The organism is Caldimonas mangrovi (genome assembly GCF_023721835.1).
Classification (GTDB): Bacteria; Pseudomonadota; Gammaproteobacteria; order Burkholderiales; family Burkholderiaceae_C; genus Caldimonas; species Caldimonas mangrovi.
In genome coordinates, this window is the sequence record NZ_JAMKFE010000013.1 from 93,754 (window position 1) to 110,960 (window position 17,207).

General features: G+C 68.7%; 20 protein-coding genes. 16 read left to right on the top strand and 4 right to left on the bottom strand.

Features of this window, described 5'->3' with window-relative positions; genetic code table 11:
* Positions 1-20: 20 nt before the first annotated feature.
* The 6 genes from M8A51_RS19220 (at position 21) to M8A51_RS19245 (ending at position 6,226) form a co-directional block, all read left to right on the top strand.
* Positions 21-1,208: a benzoate/H(+) symporter BenE family transporter gene (locus M8A51_RS19220; protein ID WP_251780144.1), complete on the top strand. Its 1,188-nt coding sequence runs from the start codon at positions 21-23 to the stop codon at positions 1,206-1,208.
* On the top strand, positions 1,205-2,161 hold the full coding sequence (gshB, locus tag M8A51_RS19225) for a glutathione synthase (RefSeq protein ID WP_251780145.1): 957 nt from the start codon (positions 1,205-1,207) through the stop codon (positions 2,159-2,161). The genes M8A51_RS19220 and gshB overlap by 4 nt, the downstream gene beginning before the upstream one ends.
* A gap of 4 nt (positions 2,162-2,165) precedes the next feature.
* On the top strand, positions 2,166-2,978 hold the full coding sequence (locus M8A51_RS19230) for an arylamine N-acetyltransferase family protein (protein WP_251780146.1): 813 nt from the start codon (positions 2,166-2,168) through the stop codon (positions 2,976-2,978).
* A 51-nt stretch (positions 2,979-3,029) separates the two neighbouring features.
* Positions 3,030-4,910, top strand: coding sequence for an ABC-F family ATP-binding cassette domain-containing protein (locus M8A51_RS19235; protein WP_251780147.1), 1,881 nt, complete (start codon positions 3,030-3,032; stop codon positions 4,908-4,910).
* A gap of 139 nt (positions 4,911-5,049) precedes the next feature.
* Positions 5,050-5,397, top strand: coding sequence for a hypothetical protein (locus M8A51_RS19240; protein WP_251780148.1), 348 nt, complete (start codon positions 5,050-5,052; stop codon positions 5,395-5,397).
* 136 nt (positions 5,398-5,533) lie between these two features.
* Positions 5,534-6,226 carry a hypothetical protein gene (locus tag M8A51_RS19245; RefSeq protein WP_251780149.1) on the top strand — a complete coding sequence of 231 codons (693 nt, stop codon included), beginning with the start codon at positions 5,534-5,536 and terminating at the stop codon, positions 6,224-6,226.
* Between the two features lie 111 nt (positions 6,227-6,337).
* Here the strand turns inward: M8A51_RS19245 and M8A51_RS19250 are convergent, their stop codons facing one another.
* Positions 6,338-6,928: an ATP-dependent Clp protease proteolytic subunit gene (locus M8A51_RS19250; protein ID WP_251780150.1), complete on the bottom strand. Its 591-nt coding sequence runs from the start codon at positions 6,926-6,928 to the stop codon at positions 6,338-6,340.
* Positions 6,929-7,067: 139 nt separating this feature from the next.
* Here M8A51_RS19250 and M8A51_RS19255 point away from each other — a divergent pair, with 139 nt between their 5' ends.
* Positions 7,068-7,871, top strand: coding sequence for a sigma-70 family RNA polymerase sigma factor (locus M8A51_RS19255; protein WP_251780151.1), 804 nt, complete (start codon positions 7,068-7,070; stop codon positions 7,869-7,871).
* On the opposite strand, the gene M8A51_RS19260 is transcribed toward M8A51_RS19255, so the two are convergent.
* The 3 genes from M8A51_RS19260 to M8A51_RS19270 form a co-directional block, all read right to left on the bottom strand.
* Positions 7,856-8,176, bottom strand: coding sequence for a hypothetical protein (locus tag M8A51_RS19260; protein WP_251780152.1), 321 nt, complete (start codon positions 8,174-8,176; stop codon positions 7,856-7,858). The genes M8A51_RS19255 and M8A51_RS19260 overlap by 16 nt on opposite strands.
* A 24-nt stretch (positions 8,177-8,200) precedes the next feature.
* On the bottom strand, positions 8,201-8,965 hold the full coding sequence (locus M8A51_RS19265; RefSeq protein ID WP_251780153.1) for a hypothetical protein: 765 nt from the start codon (positions 8,963-8,965) through the stop codon (positions 8,201-8,203).
* A gap of 190 nt (positions 8,966-9,155) precedes the next feature.
* The gene (locus M8A51_RS19270; protein ID WP_251780154.1) at positions 9,156-10,604 is read right to left on the bottom strand and encodes an aminotransferase-like domain-containing protein; all 1,449 of its coding nucleotides are present in this window, start codon (positions 10,602-10,604) and stop codon (positions 9,156-9,158) included.
* Positions 10,605-10,703: 99 nt separating this feature from the next.
* Here M8A51_RS19270 and M8A51_RS19275 point away from each other — a divergent pair, with 99 nt between their 5' ends.
* From M8A51_RS19275 to M8A51_RS19315, 9 genes are read left to right on the top strand one after another with little or no spacing between them, the layout of a single operon-like run.
* Positions 10,704-11,321, top strand: coding sequence for a LysE family translocator (locus M8A51_RS19275; RefSeq protein WP_251780155.1), 618 nt, complete (start codon positions 10,704-10,706; stop codon positions 11,319-11,321).
* 1 nt (position 11,322) lies between these two features.
* Positions 11,323-12,261, top strand: coding sequence for a DMT family transporter (locus M8A51_RS19280; RefSeq protein ID WP_251780156.1), 939 nt, complete (start codon positions 11,323-11,325; stop codon positions 12,259-12,261).
* Positions 12,258-12,587 (top strand): cupin domain-containing protein, encoded by a 330-nt coding sequence (locus M8A51_RS19285; RefSeq protein WP_251780157.1) that lies wholly within the window; start codon positions 12,258-12,260, stop codon positions 12,585-12,587. The genes M8A51_RS19280 and M8A51_RS19285 overlap by 4 nt, the downstream gene beginning before the upstream one ends.
* Positions 12,584-13,759 carry an aminotransferase-like domain-containing protein gene (locus M8A51_RS19290; protein WP_251780158.1) on the top strand — a complete coding sequence of 392 codons (1,176 nt, stop codon included), beginning with the start codon at positions 12,584-12,586 and terminating at the stop codon, positions 13,757-13,759. Before M8A51_RS19285 ends, M8A51_RS19290 begins: the two co-directional genes overlap by 4 nt.
* The gene (locus M8A51_RS19295; protein WP_251780159.1) at positions 13,756-14,067 is read left to right on the top strand and encodes an NIPSNAP family protein; all 312 of its coding nucleotides are present in this window, start codon (positions 13,756-13,758) and stop codon (positions 14,065-14,067) included. The genes M8A51_RS19290 and M8A51_RS19295 overlap by 4 nt, the downstream gene beginning before the upstream one ends.
* A gap of 9 nt (positions 14,068-14,076) precedes the next feature.
* A complete protein-coding gene (locus M8A51_RS19300; RefSeq protein ID WP_251780160.1) occupies positions 14,077-14,910 on the top strand; it encodes a PhzF family phenazine biosynthesis protein in 834 nt (277 codons plus the stop codon).
* On the top strand, positions 14,910-15,581 hold the full coding sequence (locus M8A51_RS19305) for a VOC family protein (protein ID WP_251780161.1): 672 nt from the start codon (positions 14,910-14,912) through the stop codon (positions 15,579-15,581). Before M8A51_RS19300 ends, M8A51_RS19305 begins: the two co-directional genes overlap by 1 nt.
* 21 nt (positions 15,582-15,602) lie before the next feature.
* Entirely contained in the window at positions 15,603-16,232 is a 630-nt protein-coding gene (locus M8A51_RS19310; RefSeq protein ID WP_251780162.1) for a LysE family translocator, read from the top strand.
* Positions 16,229-17,206 (top strand): threonine dehydratase, encoded by a 978-nt coding sequence (locus M8A51_RS19315; protein WP_407062253.1) that lies wholly within the window; start codon positions 16,229-16,231, stop codon positions 17,204-17,206. Before M8A51_RS19310 ends, M8A51_RS19315 begins: the two co-directional genes overlap by 4 nt.
* Position 17,207: the final 1 nt, after the last annotated feature.

Consider the following 17,207-nt stretch of genomic DNA (forward strand, 5'->3'; position numbering starts at 1 on the left):
TTTGGGTCTTCCGCAACGTCATGCGCTTCTTCCACGACTTGTCCCTGTCGGCTGTGGTCGCCGGCTTCGTGGCCGTGCTGGTCGGCTTCACCAGCTCGGTCGCGATCGTGTTCCAGGCGGCGGCCGCGCTCGGTGCCACGCCGGCGCAGGCCACCTCCTGGATCTGGGCGTTGGGCCTGGGCATGGGCGTCACCAGCATCGGGCTGTCGCTCGCCTATCGCCAGCCGGTGCTGACCGCCTGGTCGACGCCCGGCGCCGCGGTGCTGGCCACGGCCAGCGCGTCGATGCCCGAGGCCGTCGGTGCGTTCATGCTGTGTGCGGTGGCCATTGCGGTGGCGGGCTACACCGGCTGGTTCGCCAAGGTGATGAACCGCATCCCGACGGCGCTGGCCGCCGCGCTGCTGGCCGGCGTGCTGACGCGTTTCGGCATGGACGCCTTCGGCGCGATGAAAACGCAGCTGCCGCTGGTGTCGGCGATGTTCGCCGCCTACTTGCTGGGCCGGCGCCTGTGGCCGCGCTACGCGGTGCCGGGCGTGCTGCTGGTCGGCATCGCAGTGGCGTCGCTGTCGGGGAACTTGAGCTGGTCGGCGGTGCAGTGGTCGCTGGCGACGCCCGTGTGGACCACGCCGGTCTTCACGCTGCAGGCGGCCATCGGTGTGGCGCTGCCGCTGTTCGTCGTCACGATGGCATCACAGAACCTGCCCGGTGTCGCAGCCATCCGCGCGGCCGGCTACGACACTCCGATCTCGCCGGTGATCGGCACCACCGGGGTCGCGACGCTGCTGCTGGCACCGTTCGGCGGCTACGCGCTGAACCTCGCCGCCATCACGGCGGCCATCTGCATGAGCCGTGAAGCGCACGAGGACCCGGCGCGGCGCTACACCGCGTCGGTCATGGCGGGCGTCTTCTATGTCGCGATCGGGCTGGTCGGCGGTGCGGTGGTCGGGCTGCTGGCCGCGTTCCCGCGCGAACTGGTGGTCGCGATCGCGGGGCTGGCACTGCTGGGCACCATCGGTGCCGGCCTGGCTGCCGCTGTCAAGGACGATCGGCATCGAGAGCCGGCACTTATCACATTTCTCGTCATGCTGTCGGGCCTGTCGTTATGGGGGGTCGGCTCGGCCTTCTGGGGCGTGGTGGCCGGCGTGATCGCGCTGGTGGTGCAACACTACCGGTTCCGTTCCGTGGCAGCCCCTGCGAAGACCCGATGAAACTGCTCTTCATTGCCGACCCGCTCGGCCATTTCAAGATCTACAAGGACACCACCTTCGCGATGATGCGCGAAGCGGCACGGCGCGGCCACGAGCTGTGGGCCTGCGAACCGCGCCACGTCAGCTGGCAAAGCGGCGGGCGGGTCACCGCGGTGGCGCGCGAGATCACGCTCACTGGCGACCCCGACGACTGGTACGCCGCCGGCGGCGACACACCGCTCGCGCTGGCCGACTTCGGTGCGGTGGTGATGCGCAAGGACCCTCCTTTCGACAGCGAATACTTCTATGCCACCCACCTGCTGGAGCAGGCCGAGCGCGAGGGCGCGTGCGTGATCAACAGCGCGCGCTCGCTGCGCGACCACCCGGAAAAGCTCGCGGTGATGGAGTTCCCGCAGCATGTCCCGCCGACGCTGGTGAGCCGCGACGCGCAGGCGATCCGCCGCTTCCATGCCGAGCATGGCGACATCATCCTGAAGCCGCTCGACGGCATGGGCGGGTTGGGCATCTTCCGTGTCGGCCCGGACGGACTCAACCTCGGCAGCATCACCGAGACACTGAACCGGCAGGGCACCCAGACCGTCATGGTCCAGCGCTACGTGCCCGAGATCGTGCACGGCGACAAGCGCATCCTGATCATCGACGGCGAGCCGGTGCCCTATGTGCTCGCGCGCATCCCGCAGGGCAGCGAGATCCGCGGCAACCTGGCCGCGGGCGGCAAGGGCGTCGCGCAGCCGCTGGCCGCGCGCGACCGCGAGATCGCGACCGACATCGGTGCCAGGCTCGCGCCGCGCGGGCTGCTGCTGATCGGGCTGGACATCATCGGCGACCGCGTCACCGAGATCAACGTGACCAGCCCGACCTGCTTCCAGGAAATCCAGCAACAGACCGGCTTCGACGTCGCGCAGATGTTCGTCGACGCACTGGAGCGGGCGATCGGCCGCAGCCGGGTGTGAACCTGTGAGCCTCGACCTCGGCGCCTACTTACGCCGCGTCGGCTTCGAAGGGCGGGCCGAGGCAACGCTGCCGACGCTGGAGCGGCTCGCCCGGTTGCACCCGCAGCACATCCCGTTCGAGAACCTCGACCCCTTGCTGCGGCGACCCGTCGCGCTCGGCCTCGACGCGCTGCAGCGCAAGCTGGTCGACGAACGCCGCGGCGGCTTCTGCTACGAGCACAACCTGCTGTTCAAGGCGGCACTCGAAGCGATCGGCTTCCGGGTCACCGGGCTGGCGGCTCACGTGCTATGGGGCGGCACCGACGACACGCCGCGGCCGCGCACGCACATGCTGCTGAAGGTCGAATCCGACGACGGCCCGCGTATCGTCGACGCCGGTTTCGGCGGCCTGACGCTGACCGGCGTGCTGCGCCTGCTGCCCCATGCCGAACAGCCCACGCCGCACGAGCCCTTCCGGCTGCTCGAGCACGAGGGCGAGTACACGATGCAGGCGCAAGTCGGCGGTGAGTGGCGCGCACTCTATGCATTCGATCTGCAGCCGCAGCGACTGCCCGATTACGAGCTGACCTGCTGGTATCTCTGTCACCACCCGGCGTCACGCTTCGTCAACCACCTGCTGGCCGCGCGCACCGACGGCGAGCGCCGCTACGGCCTGCTCGACAACACCTTGAACCTGCACCGGGCGGGCCATCCCAGCGAGCGCCGCAGGCTCGACAGCGTCGAGGCGCTGCGCGATGTGCTGGTCGCTGTCTTCGGCCTGCAACTGCCCGACGACCCGGCGCTGGACGACACGCTGCAGCGCATCGCCGCGCGCTGATACCCGTGCGCCCGCAGGTGCCGCCCTGCGGCACCGGATAATCGGCGCCTCATGGCCCTCATCACCCTCACCAATGCCCACCTGGCCTACGGCCACGTGGCCCTGCTCGACGGCGCAGGTTTTTCGCTCGAAGCCGGCGAGCGCGTCGGCCTCATCGGTCGCAACGGCACCGGCAAATCTTCGCTGCTGAAGATCCTGGCCGGCCTCGAAAGGCCCGACGACGGACTGCTGCAACTGCAGCAGAGCCTGCGCATCGCCTATGTGCCGCAGGAGCCGCAGTTCGCCGCCGGGCTGTCGGTGTTCGAGGCGGTCGGCGACGGCCTGGCCGAAGTGCGCGAGCTGCGCGCGCGCTACGAGGCGCACGCGCCTGGCGAAGACCTCGACGCGCTGCAGACCCGCATCGAGGCACTCGACGGCTGGACCTGGGAGCAGCGCGTCGAAGAGACACTGCACCGCCTGCGGCTGGCACGCGACGAGCCGGTCGAGCGTTTGTCCGGCGGCACGAAAAAGCGTGTCGCGCTGGCGCAGGCGCTTGTCACGCAGCCCGACGTGCTGCTGCTCGACGAACCCACCAACCACCTCGACCTGGCGTCGATCGGCTGGCTCGAAGAGCTGCTGAAGGACTTCCGCGGCAGCGTCGTGCTGATCACGCACGACCGCGCCTTCCTCGACAGCGTGGCCACGCGCATCGTCGAGCTCGATCGCGGCGTGTTGCGCAGCTACCCCGGCAATTTCAGCGCGTACGAGTCGCTGAAAGAGCAGCAGCTTGCCGACGAGGCGGTCCAGTCGGCCAAGGCCGACAAGCTGCTCGCCCAGGAAGAGGTGTGGGTGCGCAAGGGCGTCGAGGCGCGCCGCACGCGCAGCGTCAGCCGCATCAACCGGTTGCAGGTGCTGCGCAAGCAACGCACCGAGCGCCGAGATGCGGTCGGTCGCGTCAAGCTCGACCTCGACGCCGGCGTGCCCAGCGGCAGACTGGTGGCCGAGCTGCAGCACGTCGGCAAGTCCTACGGGGGCCGCCCCATCGTGAGCGACTTTTCCGCCACCATCCTGCGCGGCGACAAGGTCGGGCTGATCGGCCCCAACGGCGCCGGCAAGACCACCCTGCTGAAGCTCATCCTCGGCGAGATCGAGCCCGACAGCGGCACCGTGCGGCGCGGCAGCAAGCTGCAGGTGGCCTACTTCGACCAGATGCGCGACGCGCTGAACCTCGACGCGACGCTGGCCGACACCATCAGCCCGGGCAGCGAATGGATCGAGATCGGCAATGCGCGCAAGCATGTCATGAGCTACCTGGGCGATTTCCTGTTCTCGCCGGCGCGCGCCCATTCGCCGGTGCGCACGCTGAGCGGCGGCGAGCGCAACCGCCTGCTGCTGGCGCGCCTGTTCGCGCGGCCGGCCAACGTGCTGGTGCTCGACGAGCCGACCAACGACCTCGACATCGACACGCTGGAACTGCTGGAAGAACTGCTGCAGACCTATGACGGCACGGTGTTCCTTGTCAGCCACGACCGGCGCTTCCTCGACAACGTCGTCACCAGCACCATCGCGTGGGAAGGCGAGCAGCAGGGCGGCTTCTGGCGCGAATACGAAGGCGGCTACGAGGACTGGCGCGTACAGAGCCAGCGCACGCGCGCGCTGCAGGAGCGCGCCGCGCCGGCCGCGCCACCGGCTCCCGCCGCGCCGAAGGGCGAGCTGGCGAAGCCGGCGCAGCCGAAGAAGCTGTCGTACAAGGAGCAGCGCGAACTCGACGAGTTGCCCCGGCGCATCGAAGCGCTCGAAGCCGAGCAGAAGCAGCTGGGCGAGCTGCTGGCCGGCACCGAGATCTACCAGGGCGACGCACGGCGCCTCGCCGAGGCGCAGGGGAGGTACGCGCAGATCGAGGACGCGCTGATGGCGGCACTGGAGCGCTGGGAGGCGCTCGGGTCGCGCTGAATATCGGCAGAACGCTTCAATCGCTCACATTTGCGCGATTGTGCGATCTGCGAAGTGCACGTAGTCTTGGGCCACGAATGAGCAGAACGACATCGACCAGCTCTGGCCGGTTTGACTCGGGCGATCAGGGGAGGGATAGATGACGAACCCTGCTGTGGATACTCGTGCGCAGTCGTCGTCGTTGTGGCGTCGGGCGCCCTTGCTACTCAATGTGGCGCTTCTGTGCCTGCTGGCGTGGCATATCGGTTTTGAGGCCCTTCCAGGCGTCGCGAATGACTACCGCGGCCTCACGGGAATTCTGGATCGTTGCTTCGCGGTGATGCCCTTTTTTCCCTATATCGTGCTGATCGCCTTCGTCATTCGATCGCCTCGCGTGTTGGCAACATGGCGAGCAGCCGCCTTGGTCCCTTTGGCCATGCTGCTTTACGTTGCACTGTCGATGGCCGCCTTCCTCCTGATCCACCGCGGCTTCTTTCCGCTCGACTGAGCATCGAATCTATTGCGCATTCAAGGGAATACACCTTGAGACGCGCCACATCGTTCTTGCTGTAAGCCGTACCTTGGGTCGCCTCAGCCGGATTTGTCGGGCAGGCGCCTTTCTTTCAACCTCATCAGGAGGGGCAATGGCTAAACCGAGCATTCGAGTGGAGCGTGACGCAATCTGCGTCTATGTCGATAACGTACGTGTCGTTGCTGTCGGGACACGAGATATCTCGCTCGGACAAAGACATTTCGTGATCGACAAGACCGGAGTGGTCACTGAAGTCATCGCTGTGGGTGTTCTGGGTTCTCTCAGAATCTCCAGCGATGGGACGGGAGAGATCGCGATAACACCGCTGAATGGTGGGCTCGCCGCCGTCTCCGCAAGAATTCGATTCTCCACGGCCACAGGTCACGTGGAAAAACTGCATCTAGAAATCGGGCGCGAAATAGTTCTTGTTGGTGCCACCTTCGGCGTCACGCTGGAATCCACCCTACGGCCATTGAGTTTCAACGGACAAATGCTCTTTCACGGGCAGCACATGGCGAAGGCAACGTTGTTCGGGAAAACGATCCTGTCTCATACACTCTCGCGACCTCTGGGTCTGCACGACTCCATCGATGCCCTTTCGTTGCTGAGCACAGGGTATCTCGACCCAACGGAAAACCCGAACATCAAGGCCTTCCTCGAACGCATCAAGCGAACGAAAGACGGTGACTTGCCCGGGCTCTCCTCGTTGTCGGCACCGGAAATCGCAACCTTGCTCACATTGCTGAGAAGCAAGACGCCCGGCGCACTGGTGTCCGAGGCAGTGCGCGATGAACCCGCGATCTGACGCCGTGGCGTCAAGCCGAGAGGGGTGCGGGGCAACCGAGACCGACGAATCGCACCCGACGCCGGCGCGCCCAGCGACCAGCCGGTGGCCTAGTTGCAGCGTGCTGACCGATCAGCGTTCCAGCTCTTCACGCTGCGTGACGATACGCGACACCAGCCCGTAGTCGATCGCCTCGCGAGCGCTCATCCAGAAATCGCGCTCGATGTCGGCACGCACCTGCGCTGTCGGCCGGCCGGTCTCGCGCGCGATCACCTCGGCAATGCGCTCGCGGGCCTTGACCAGCTCGCGCGCCTGGATCGCGATGTCGGCCGCCGGCCCGCCGGCGCCGCCGCTGGGCTGGTGGATCAGGAAACGGGTGTTGGGCAGGCAGTAGCGCCGTTGCCGGGGGGCCGCCAGGTACAGGTGGCAGGCCGCGCTGCCGACCCAGCCGGTGCCGACCATGCGGACCGGCGCGCTGATGAAGCGCACGACGTCGTGGATCGCATCGCCCGACTCGACGTGGCCGCCGGGCGACGACACCAGCATCGTGATCGGCTCGGCCGATGCGCCTTCGAGCGCGATCAGCTGCTTGACGACCGAGGCCGCGAGGTTGGCATTGATTTCGCCGAACACCAGCACGGTGCGGCTGCGAAAGGCGCGCTCGTCCAGCAGGCGAGTGGCTGTTGCGTCGGTGTCTTCGGGGGCGGGGGTGGCGAGGTCCATGCGTGCGTGTCCTTGAAGCCGGTGCTCCGGCATGAAGGAAGACGTGGCTCGCTGCTGGCGTGTGACGCGGTGGCGCCCTGTCACGAAATGGCGGGCTGGAACGTCTGGGATGATGAAGACCTGCATTCCGGAGATTGCCGTGAGCGACACCAAGGCCCAGCTGTTCATGTCCCTGCGCAAGCGCTTGCTCGGCATTGCCGGGCGTGTGCTCGGCGTCCCGGCGGAAGCCGAAGAGGTGGTGCAGGAGGCGTACCTGCGCTTTCATCGCGAAGCGGCGGGCGGCCTGGTGTCGGCCGAAGCGTGGCTCGTCACGGTGGTGACCCGCCTCGCGATCGACCGCCGGCGCGAGCGGCTGGCCTTCGGGCGAGCGCTCGAGGCCATGGACACCGCGCGCCTGCTGTGGCCGCAACCGACGCTGCCGTCCACGCGTGGCGAGCCGGACGTCGGCCCGCAAGTCGTGGTATCGGAAGAGGCACGCGCCGAGCATCGGGCCGAAGTGAATCGAGCCTTGCAAGCGCTGCAGCGCTCGCTGCCGATGCACGAGGCGCTCGTGCTGCTGCTGCACGACGTGTTCGAGGCCGACTACCGGGATCTGGCGCAGTGGCTGGGCAAGAGCGAGGAGGCCTGCCGCCAGCTCGTGCATCGCGCGCGCAGCAAGCTGCTCCAGCGGCGCCCGAAAGACGGCGCGGGAGAGGCCGCCGACGCCGGCCGCAACGAAGTGAAAAGGTGGCTGCAAGCGCTGCTCGACCGCGATCACCGCAGCCTGGTGGCCGCGCTGCTGCGGTGCACCGGGCGGCCGCAGCCGGCGCTGCTGGCGAGCCGCACCGAGACCACTGTGTCCATCGGCTATGACCGGCAGGGCCGGCTCTCGCTCAAGCTCGGGCCCCATCTGCTCTGCGCGCTGCCGGTGGCAGCGTGCGACGCCGCTCAGTGCTGCGGCTGAGCAAGCACCGAAGAATCGCACCCCACGCCGGCGGCGATCATGCGGCGCGCCGCGCGCGCCAGCCATGGGGCTGCCCATCGCAGCCCACGCGGCAACTGCTGCTCGGGCCGGGCCAGGGCGCCGCAGACATAGCGATGCCGCCCCTCGTCCCACAGCAGCGCGCGGCACGGGCCGCTGGCGCGCCGGCTCAGCACCCGCCCCAGCGGGCAGGGCTCGCTCGCGCAGCACACGCCGCAGCCGTTGCACACGGCGTACTCGGGGGGTTTCGAAGGGGCCTGCGGGTGCAGGTAGATCACCCGGTCCATGGGAACGACGGCTGTGAACAGGCCCTAGCCTTGCCGCCGCCGCAAGCCGAGATTCGCGAACCAGGACTCGGCCGACGAGGTCGGCAGGGCGCGACTGACGATCAGGCCGGACTGCAGGTACAGCGCATTCAGCAGCCTCACGGCCGCTTCGCGGCCCTCGCCGAGCAGGTCGGCCAGTTCGCGCAGCGTGACTGGCTGCATGCGCAGGTGGCGGATCACCGCGCGTTGCAGCTTGCTCAGCGGCAGCATCTGCAGGTCGAGCCCAGGCGCGGTGCGATAGCAGGCGGTGCCGGCGATCTCGGGCAGCAGTTCGGTGCGGCTGCCGTACATCGCCATCGCCCACAGCAGCGGCGCGATCGGGTGGTAGTGCGCCGCAGGCGCGACCAGCGCGGTCTCCGCGTCGCCGGGCGGGCGCAGCACCGCGGGCTCGATGCGCAGCACCTTGAGCTGCGCCAGGCGTTGCATCAGGTAGCTCTCGGGCTCGGCCGGGCAGTGATACAGCCGCTCCCGCGGGAAGACGGTGATCGGCACGACATAGCCTTCGGCGTCGCAGTGCACCACAACGCTTTGCGCGTGGCGCAGACAGGCCGCCAGCACCTCCACCACCTCGGTGCCGCTCGGACGATGCTCGAAACGCTGCAGGTCGGCCAGCAGCGACGGGCTCAGCGATGCCGGCCCGGACGATGCCGAGTTCATGCCGGGATGGCCGGCCAGCTCGTCCAGGTAACGCTGGAAGGCGCTGGCGCGCATCAGTTCCGGTTCGCCGAAGGGGATGGTGGTTTCGTCCATCGCGGAAAAAGCGGCCCGCACAAGAGGGAAAGCACGGGCCAGAGGGTGAGCATGCAGGCTCTGGCGGAAACCAGGTCTTGCAGTGGTAAGTGTTGGTGACTGTACTTGAGGGATGACCCGTAGTGCACCTGAAAACACTGACAGCGCGGGGGCATCCCGCGTGACATTTGCCTGTCGCGCCCTCAAAAGTTCAGAGTTGCCGCCGCACGCGCTCGAAGTCCCGCCAGAACCCGGCGTCCTGCGTGGTCGCAAAGTTGATGCGCATCAGCGAACTCGGCTGGTGCACCGCATGGAACAGCGACCCGGGCGCGAGCAGATAACCGTCATCCATCATCACCTGCGCGAGACGGTCGGTGTCGACCCCGGTGTCGAGCCAGCCGAACAGGCCGGCCGGCTCGGTGACAAAGCGGCAGCCGGCCTTCACGGCCAGCTGCACGGCACGAGCGCGCGCAGCCCCCAGGCGTGCCCGCACGCGCTCGGCATGGCGGCGGATCTGCCCTTGCTCCAGGCAGTGCGCCAGCGCCTGCTCGAACAGCGACGGTGTCGTCAGCGTGCCCAGCAGCTTGGTGTCGATGAAGCGCTCGACCAGATGCGGCGCCGCGGCCAGGTAGCCGACGCGCCAGTTGGGAGCCAGGATCTTCGCAAAGCCGCTGATGTAGATCGTGCGCTGCAGGGCGTCGAGCGAGCACATGCGGGTGGCGTGTTCGGGCGCGAGGTGCGAATAGGTGTCGTCCTCGACCACGTGGAAACCGTGCTGTTGCGCCAGTTGCAGCACCCGGTGCGCGCTGCTCGGGCTCAGGGACTGGCCGGTGGGGTTGTGCAGCACGCTGACGCTGACGAACAGCTTGGGCCGCTGATCGGGCGCATAGGCCTCGCAATAGCGCGTCATCACTTCCAGGTCGGGCCCATCCTCGCGCCGCGGCACCGGCAGGATGCGCATGCCCATTTGCGTCAGACGCGCGAACTCGACGGCCCAGCCCGGCTCGTCGACCATGACCGCGTCGCCGGGGCGCAGGAGTGTGCGGCACACGATGTCCAGTGCGTGGGTGGCGCCCACGGTGGTGACGATCTGGTCCGGCGCGGCTTCGATCTCCAGCGCCGCCAGCTTCTGGCTCAAGGCGCGCCGCAACCCGGTGTCGCCGGCCGGCTCGCCGTACTGGAGCGACAGCGAATACAGGTTGGCGGTGCCGGTGACGCGCCGCACCGCCGCACCCATGAACGGCGTTTCCAACCAGCCGGGCGGCAGCACGCCCATGCCGGGCACGGCCTTCATCTGGCCGTCCTGGCCATGCACCTGGCGGAACATGCCGCGGATCAGCGTGGCAGCATCGATCGGCGTCCGGGTGCGCGTTTCCAGGCTTGGACGCACAGCCCGCGGCGACGGCGTCGGCTCTGCCCGGTGGTCGACGCGCGACTCACGCACGAAAAAACCGCGGTTGCGGCGCGCTTCGATCAGTCCCTGCGCCAGCAACTGGTCGTACGCCGCCACCACGGTGTAGGGGCTCACCTCGTGCCGCCGTGCGCACTCCCGCACCGAAGGCAGACGCGACCCGGGCGCCAACAAGCGGTTGCGTATCCGCTCGGAAAAGCGGTTGGCGAGCTGGTCGGTCAGGGTCTCGGCGGGCGAACGCATCAGCATGAGGGCCTCGTGTGTTGGCAAGCGAACCGGTACAGCGTTGCCGGTGACAAGGTTATCTGTGTCGGTGGTGTATTGGAGGTCAAGCATAGACTGGCTGTCATGAGCCTGCAAGAGTTCCTGGCCCTGCTGATGCTTGCGACCGCGATGAGCTTCACGCCGGGGCCCAACACCACCCTGTCGACCGCGTTGGCCGCCAACGGCGGGCTGAAGGCCGCGTTGCGCTTCTGCGTCGCGGTGCCGGCGGGGTGGAGCCTGCTGATGCTGGCCTGCGGGCTCGGGCTCGGGGTCGTCGTGATGACGGCACCAGTGCTGCGCAGCGTCGTCAAGGTGCTCGGCGTCGGCTACATGCTGTGGCTGGCATGGAAGTTGTGGAACGCCCGCGTGCTGACGCAGGCCGACGGCGCTCGCCTCGACGTCGGTTTCCTGCAGGGCGTGGCGCTGCAGTTCGTCAACATCAAGGCGTGGATGCTTGCGCTGGCGCTGACCGCCGGCTGGGTCGTCAGCCAGCAGGGCGGGCAGCCGGCGGCGAACCCTGGCGAGCGCCTCGCCATCGTGCTTGCCGTGATGGCGGTGTATGCCTTCGCCAGCAACTTCACCTATGCGCTGGTCGGTTCGCTGCTGCGGCAATGGCTGTCGCATGGCTCGCGACTGCTGGTGTTCAACCGCGTGATGGCGGCCGTGCTCGCCGCCACGGCCGCCTGGATGCTGAGCGTTTGACATGACCGCCGCGGCACTTCATACGACGGCAGCCGACGAGACCCGCGGTCTCTGGCTCGGCGTGCTCGGCGTCGCGATCTTCGCGCTGACGCTGCCGATGACGCGGCTGGCCACCGGCACGGCCGAAGCGCCGCAGTTGTCTCCCTGGTTCGTGACCTTCGGCCGGGCTGCACTGGCCGGGATGCTGTCGGTCGCCTATCTCGCGTGGGCCGGTTGGCAGCGTCCGCGTGGCAACCAGTGGTGGCTGCTGCTGTTCACCGCGGCCGGCACGGTGGTGGGTTTTCCGCTTTTTCTCGCACTCGGCCTACGCCAGGTGCAGGCGGTGCATGCGTCGGTGATCATGGGTCTGCTGCCGCTGATCACGGCGGTCGTCGCAGCCCTCGCCTATCGGCAGCGGCCCTCGTTCGGCTTCTGGGCCTGCGCAGCGCTGGGCAGCGCGCTGGTCGCGGTCTATGCACTGCTGAAGGCCGGCTCGTCGCTGGATGCCGGGCTGCAGATGCACTGGGCCGATGGCCTGCTGGTCCTGGCGGTGCTGTCGGCCTCGCTCGGCTATGTGTCGGGTGCGCGCCTCACGCCGGTCCTGGGGGCCGAACGCGTGATCTGCTGGGTGCTGGTGATGTCGCTGCCGTTCACGCTGCCGGCGGCGCTCTGCACCGCGCCGGCGCAGGCGGTGCAAGCTTCTGCCTGGCTCGGCTTCGGGTATGTCGCACTGTTCTCGATGTGGCTCGGCTTCTTCGCGTGGTATCGCGGGCTGGCGCTCGGCGGGCCGGTGCGGGTGAGCCAGGTGCAACTGATCCAGCCGTTCCTGTCCATGTTGTCGGCGGTGCCGCTGCTCGGCGAGCGGCTCGACGCGACGACGCTCGGCTTCGGCCTGGCGGTGATCGCGACGGTGTTCCTGGGCAAGCGGGCCTCGACCGACACCCGGGGGGCGGCTCGATGAAGGCGCGTCTTCAGGACGCGCTGGCGCAACTGCCCGGTGCGCAGGGCGAGCGTTTCCGCCGGGTGCTCGCGCATGGCTCGATGAGCGTCGAGATCTATGCGCCGCAGGGCACCGACCCGCAGCAGCCGCACGCGCAGGACGAGCTGTACTTCATTGTCAGCGGCCGCGGCATGTTCCACAGCGGCGGCGAGCGTCACCCGGTCGGCCCGGGCGACTGCCTGTTCGTGCCCGCGGGCCGCGAGCACCGCTTCGAAGAGTTTTCCAACGATTTCGTCACCTGGGTGGTCTTCTGGGGCCCACCCGGCGGCGAGGGAGCTATTGCATGACCTGGACCCTGGCCCGGCGCGCCGAGCGCATGAACCCGTCGATCATTCGCGAGATCCTGAAGGTGACCGAGAAGCCCGGCATCCTCTCGATGGCTGGTGGTCTGCCGTCACCCGACAGCTTTCCCGTCGAGGCCATGCGTGCGGCCAGCGAGAAGGTGCTGCGCGAGGCCCCGCGTGAAGCGCTGCAGTACGCCGCGAGCGAAGGCTACGCGCCGCTGCGCGAATGGGTGGCCGCGCACCTCGCGCAGCAGGGCCAGCAGGTGCAGCCCGGCCAGGTGCTGATCACCACCGGTTCGCAGCAGGGCCTGGACCTGCTCGCCAAGGTGCTGATCGACCAGGGCAGCCGTGTGCTGGTCGAGACTCCCACCTATCTCGGCGCACTGCAGGCGTTCTCACCCTACGAGCCCGAGATCGCGGCCGTGCCGTCCGACGACGAGGGGCCGTTGCCCGATGCGTTGAGCGACTACGCCCGCAGCGCCCGCTTCTTCTACGTGCTGCCCAATTTCCAGAACCCGACCGGCCGCTGCATGAGCGAAGCGCGCCGTGCGGCACTGGTGAAGGAAGCGCAGCGCCTGGGCCTGCCGCTGATCGAAGACAACCCTTACGGCGACCTGTGGTTCGACACCCCGCCGCCGGCGCCGCTCGCGTCGCGCGATGCCGACAACGTGCTCTACCTCGGCTCGTTCTCGAAGGTGCTCGCCCCCGGGCTGCGCCTGGGCTACCTGGTCGCGCCGCCGGGGTTGTACCCCAAGCTGCTGCAGGCCAAGCAGGCGGCCGACCTGCACACGCCGGTGTTCAACCAGCGCATCGTGCACGAGGTGATACGCGACGGCTTCCTCGACCGCCACGTGCCGAGCATCCGCGCGCGCTATGCCGCGCAACGCGACGCCATGCGCGCGGCGCTGGAGCGCCACATGCCTGCCGGTTGCCGCTGGAACACGCCGAGCGGCGGCATGTTCTTCTGGATGCGCCTGCCGCCGGGCCTGGACGCGATGGCGCTGCTGCCCAAGGCGGTGGACGCCGGCGTGGCGTTCGTGCCGGGAGCGGCCTTCTATGCCAGCGAGCCGCAGACCGATACCTTGCGGCTGTCGTTCGTCACGCTGACGCCCGAGCAGATCGAACGTGCGGTGAAGGCGCTGGCGGACGTGCTGCGGCGGGAGCCGGGCGCATGATCACCTGCTACCTGCGCTACGTGATCGACCCGTTCAAGCTGAAGGAATTCGAGCACTACGGCAAGCTGTGGATCCCGCTGGTCGAGAAGTTCGGCGGCACCCACCACGGCTACTTCCTGCCCGGTGAAGGTGCGAACGACATCGCGCTGGCGCTGTTCAGTTTTCCGGGTTTGGCCGAGTACGAGCGGTACCGGCAGCAGTCGTTCGACGACCCGGAATGCCGGGCTGCTTTCCGCTACGCCGAAGAGACGCGGTGCATCGTCAGCTACGAGCGCAGCTTCTTCCGCCCCGTGTTCAACGCTGAATGATTCCCTGCCATGTCCCATGCCTTCAAGCAGATCGACGTCTTCACCACCGAGGCCCTGAAAGGCAATCCGCTGGCGGTGGTGTTCGGTGCCGACGACCTGAGCGACGCGCAGATGCAGGCCTTCGCGCGCTGGACGAATCTGTCCGAAACGACCTTCCTGCTGAGGCCCACGCAGGCCGGTGCCGACTACCGCGTGCGCATCTTCACGCCTGCCAGCGAGCTGCCGTTCGCAGGCCATCCGACGCTGGGCAGCTGCCACGCCTGGCTCGAAGCCGGCGGCGTGCCGAAGACGCCCGGCCGCGTGGTGCAGGAGTGCGGCGTCGGGCTCGTGGCGCTGAAGCTGGACGGTGCACGCCTGGCTTTCGCGGCGCCGCCGATGGCGGCACGCGAACCCGAGCCCGGCCTGCTGAAGCAGGTGGCGGCGGCGCTCGGCCTCGAGAGGCCGCAGATTCTCGGCGCCCGCTGGCTCGACAACGGCCCCCGCTGGCTGGGCTTGCGGCTGGCGTCGGCCGATCAGGTGCTGGCCATCGAGCCCGACTTCTCGGCGCTGGCGAAGCTGGCCTTCGTCGGCGTGATCGGCCCGCATCCCGACGGTGGCGAGGCGCAGTACGAGGTGCGTGCGTTCGTGCCCGCCGACGGCATTCCCGAGGACCCGGTGACCGGCAGTCTCAACGCCAGCCTGGCGCAATGGCTGATCGGCGACGGCATCGCACCGCGGCGCTATGTCGCGGCGCAAGGCACGCGGCTGCAGCGCGCCGGGCGGGTCCATATCGAGGCCGAAAGCGACACCGTCTGGGTCGGCGGCAGCAGTCGCACCTGCATCGACGGGAGGCTGTCGCTGTGATGAACGCCGAGGTCGACCACATCGTCATCGGCTGCGCCCGGCTGGAGCAGGGCGTGGCGTGGTGCGAGGCGCGCTTCGGCGTCGTGCCCGGGCCGGGCGGGCGCCATGCGCTGATGAGCACGCACAACCGGCTGCTGGCCATCGGCACACCGCAGGCACCGCGCGCCTACCTCGAGCTGATCGCCATCGACCCCCAAGCACCGCCGCCGGGCCGGCCCCGCTGGTTCGGGCTCGACGAGCCCGCGGTGCAGGCTGCGATGGAACAAGAGCCGCAACTGCTGCACTGGGTGGCGGGGGTCGCCGATGCCGACGGTGCTGCAGCCGAGTGGCGGTGTCTCGGGCTCGACCCCGGGCCGGTGCTGGCGGCCGAACGCGACACACCGAAGGGCGTGCTGCGCTGGCGCCTGACGGTACGCGACGACGGGGCGCGCCTGCTGGGCGGTGCCTTGCCGACGCTGATCCAGTGGGGCGCCGTGCATCCGTCCGACGCGATGCCCGCCAGCGGCGTCACGCTCGAGAGCCTGGCGCTCGGCGGCGGCGACTCGCCGACGCTGGGGCAGGCCCTGCACGCGATCGGGGCCGGTGGCTTCGAGTTGCGCTCGGGGCTGCCGGCGTTGCGCGCCACCTTCCAGACACCGCACGGCGAGGTCGTGCTCGCTTCCATGGTCTGACCCACCGAAAAAAGGCTGACGATGTTCACGTTGCAAGAGATCGCGCTGTTCGCGCTGGCCGCCGCCGTCCTCGCGCTGACGCCCGGGCCCAACATGGTCTATTACGTCTCGCGCACCCTGTGCCAGGGGCGGGGCGCCGGGCTGCTGTCGCTGGCCGGCGTGGTGGTCGGCTTTCTGTTCCACCTGACCATGGCCGCACTGGGCCTTACCGCGGTGCTGATGGCGGTGCCGTTCGCATTCGAGGCCATCAAGTTCGCCGGCGCGGCCTACCTGCTGTGGATGGCGTGGCAGGCGGTGCGTCCCGGCGGCGGCTCGCCGTTCGAGCCGCGGGCACTGCCGCACGACCCGCCAGCGGTGCTGTTCCGCATGGGCCTTGTCACCAACCTGCTGAATCCCAAGGTGGCGGTCTTCTATGTGTCTTTCTTCCCGCAATTCCTGCACCCCGAGCGGGGCGACCTGCTGCTGCAGAGCTTCATGCTCGGCGGCGTGCAGATCACCGTCAGCACGCTGGTCAACTTCTGCATCGTGCTCGGCGCTGCCCAGATTGCGCGCTTCCTGCAGCGCAGCCCGGGCTGGATGCGGGCGCAGCGCTGGATCATGGGGACGGTGCTCGGGCTGCTCGCGGCGCGGCTGGCCTTCGAACGGAGATGAACGCCATGACGCTGTTCCGACGCGAAGAGATCGAAGCCGCGCATCGCCTGGTGCACCAGGCGATGCCGGCGACACCGCAATACGCCTGGCCGCTGCTGGCGCGCCGGTTGGGCGCGCAAGTCTGGGTCAAGCACGAGAACCACACGCCGGTGGGCGCCTTCAAGCTGCGCGGCGGCCTGGTCTATCTCGACGGGCTGCGCCGCCGCGAGCCGCGCTGCACCGGCGTGATCAGCGCGACGCGCGGCAACCATGGGCAATCGATGGGTTTTGCGGCGCGACGGCACGGCCTGTCGGCCACCATCGTGGTGCCGCACGGCAACTCGCTCGAAAAGAATGCCGCGATGCGCGAACTGGGCGTCGAGTTGCTGGAGCACGGCGACGAGTTCCAGGCGGCGCGCGAGCATGCCCAGGCACTGGCGGCTGAACGCGGCCTGCACATGGTGCCGTCCTTCCATGCTGACTTGGTGCTCGGCGTTTGCACCGGCTGGGTCGAGTTCTTTTCTGCCGTGCAGCCCGATGTGCTGTTCGTGCCGGTCGGCATGGGCTCGGGCTTGTGCGCTGCGGCTGTCGCGCGGCGCCACACCGGCGTCCACACCCGGCTCATCGGCGTCGTGTCGTCGCACGCGCTGGCCTACCGCCTGTCCTTCGAGCAAGGCCGCGCGGTCGAGGCACCCGTCACCACGCAGTTGGCCGACGGCATGGCCTGCCGCTCGCCGGACCCGCAGGCACTGGAGATCATCCGCGCCGAGGCCGAGGACATCGTCTGCGTCAGCGACGCCGAGGTCGCCGAGGCCATGCGCGCCTTGTTCGCCGACACCCACAACGTCGCCGAAGGCGCCGGGGCTGCCGCTTTTGCCGCCGCGATGCAGCAGCGAGAACGCTGGCGCGGCAAGACGGTCGGCGTGGCGCTGACCGGCGGCAACGTGGATTCCGGTGCCTTCGCGCAGGTGCTCGCCTGCGCCGCAGGAGCGTGAA

Bases quoted from the DNA above. Each gene is read 5' to 3' on its own strand.
- M8A51_RS19220 (WP_251780144.1), top strand. From the start codon at position 21: ATGCGCTTCTTCCACGACTTGTCCCTGTCGGCTGTGGTCGCCGGCTTC.
- gshB (WP_251780145.1), top strand. From the start codon at position 1,205: ATGAAACTGCTCTTCATTGCCGACCCGCTCGGCCATTTCAAGATCTAC.
- M8A51_RS19235 (WP_251780147.1), top strand. From the start codon at position 3,030: ATGGCCCTCATCACCCTCACCAATGCCCACCTGGCCTACGGCCACGTG.
- M8A51_RS19240 (WP_251780148.1), top strand. From the start codon at position 5,050: ATGACGAACCCTGCTGTGGATACTCGTGCGCAGTCGTCGTCGTTGTGG.
- M8A51_RS19245 (WP_251780149.1), top strand. From the start codon at position 5,534: ATGGCTAAACCGAGCATTCGAGTGGAGCGTGACGCAATCTGCGTCTAT.
- M8A51_RS19250 (WP_251780150.1), bottom strand. From the start codon at position 6,928: ATGGACCTCGCCACCCCCGCCCCCGAAGACACCGACGCAACAGCCACT.
- M8A51_RS19260 (WP_251780152.1), bottom strand. From the start codon at position 8,176: ATGGACCGGGTGATCTACCTGCACCCGCAGGCCCCTTCGAAACCCCCC.
- M8A51_RS19265 (WP_251780153.1), bottom strand. From the start codon at position 8,965: ATGGACGAAACCACCATCCCCTTCGGCGAACCGGAACTGATGCGCGCC.
- M8A51_RS19270 (WP_251780154.1), bottom strand. From the start codon at position 10,604: ATGCTGATGCGTTCGCCCGCCGAGACCCTGACCGACCAGCTCGCCAAC.
- M8A51_RS19275 (WP_251780155.1), top strand. From the start codon at position 10,704: ATGAGCCTGCAAGAGTTCCTGGCCCTGCTGATGCTTGCGACCGCGATG.
- M8A51_RS19280 (WP_251780156.1), top strand. From the start codon at position 11,323: ATGACCGCCGCGGCACTTCATACGACGGCAGCCGACGAGACCCGCGGT.
- M8A51_RS19285 (WP_251780157.1), top strand. From the start codon at position 12,258: ATGAAGGCGCGTCTTCAGGACGCGCTGGCGCAACTGCCCGGTGCGCAG.
- M8A51_RS19290 (WP_251780158.1), top strand. From the start codon at position 12,584: ATGACCTGGACCCTGGCCCGGCGCGCCGAGCGCATGAACCCGTCGATC.
- M8A51_RS19295 (WP_251780159.1), top strand. From the start codon at position 13,756: ATGATCACCTGCTACCTGCGCTACGTGATCGACCCGTTCAAGCTGAAG.
- M8A51_RS19300 (WP_251780160.1), top strand. From the start codon at position 14,077: ATGTCCCATGCCTTCAAGCAGATCGACGTCTTCACCACCGAGGCCCTG.
- M8A51_RS19305 (WP_251780161.1), top strand. From the start codon at position 14,910: ATGAACGCCGAGGTCGACCACATCGTCATCGGCTGCGCCCGGCTGGAG.
- M8A51_RS19310 (WP_251780162.1), top strand. From the start codon at position 15,603: ATGTTCACGTTGCAAGAGATCGCGCTGTTCGCGCTGGCCGCCGCCGTC.
- M8A51_RS19315 (WP_407062253.1), top strand. From the start codon at position 16,229: ATGAACGCCATGACGCTGTTCCGACGCGAAGAGATCGAAGCCGCGCAT.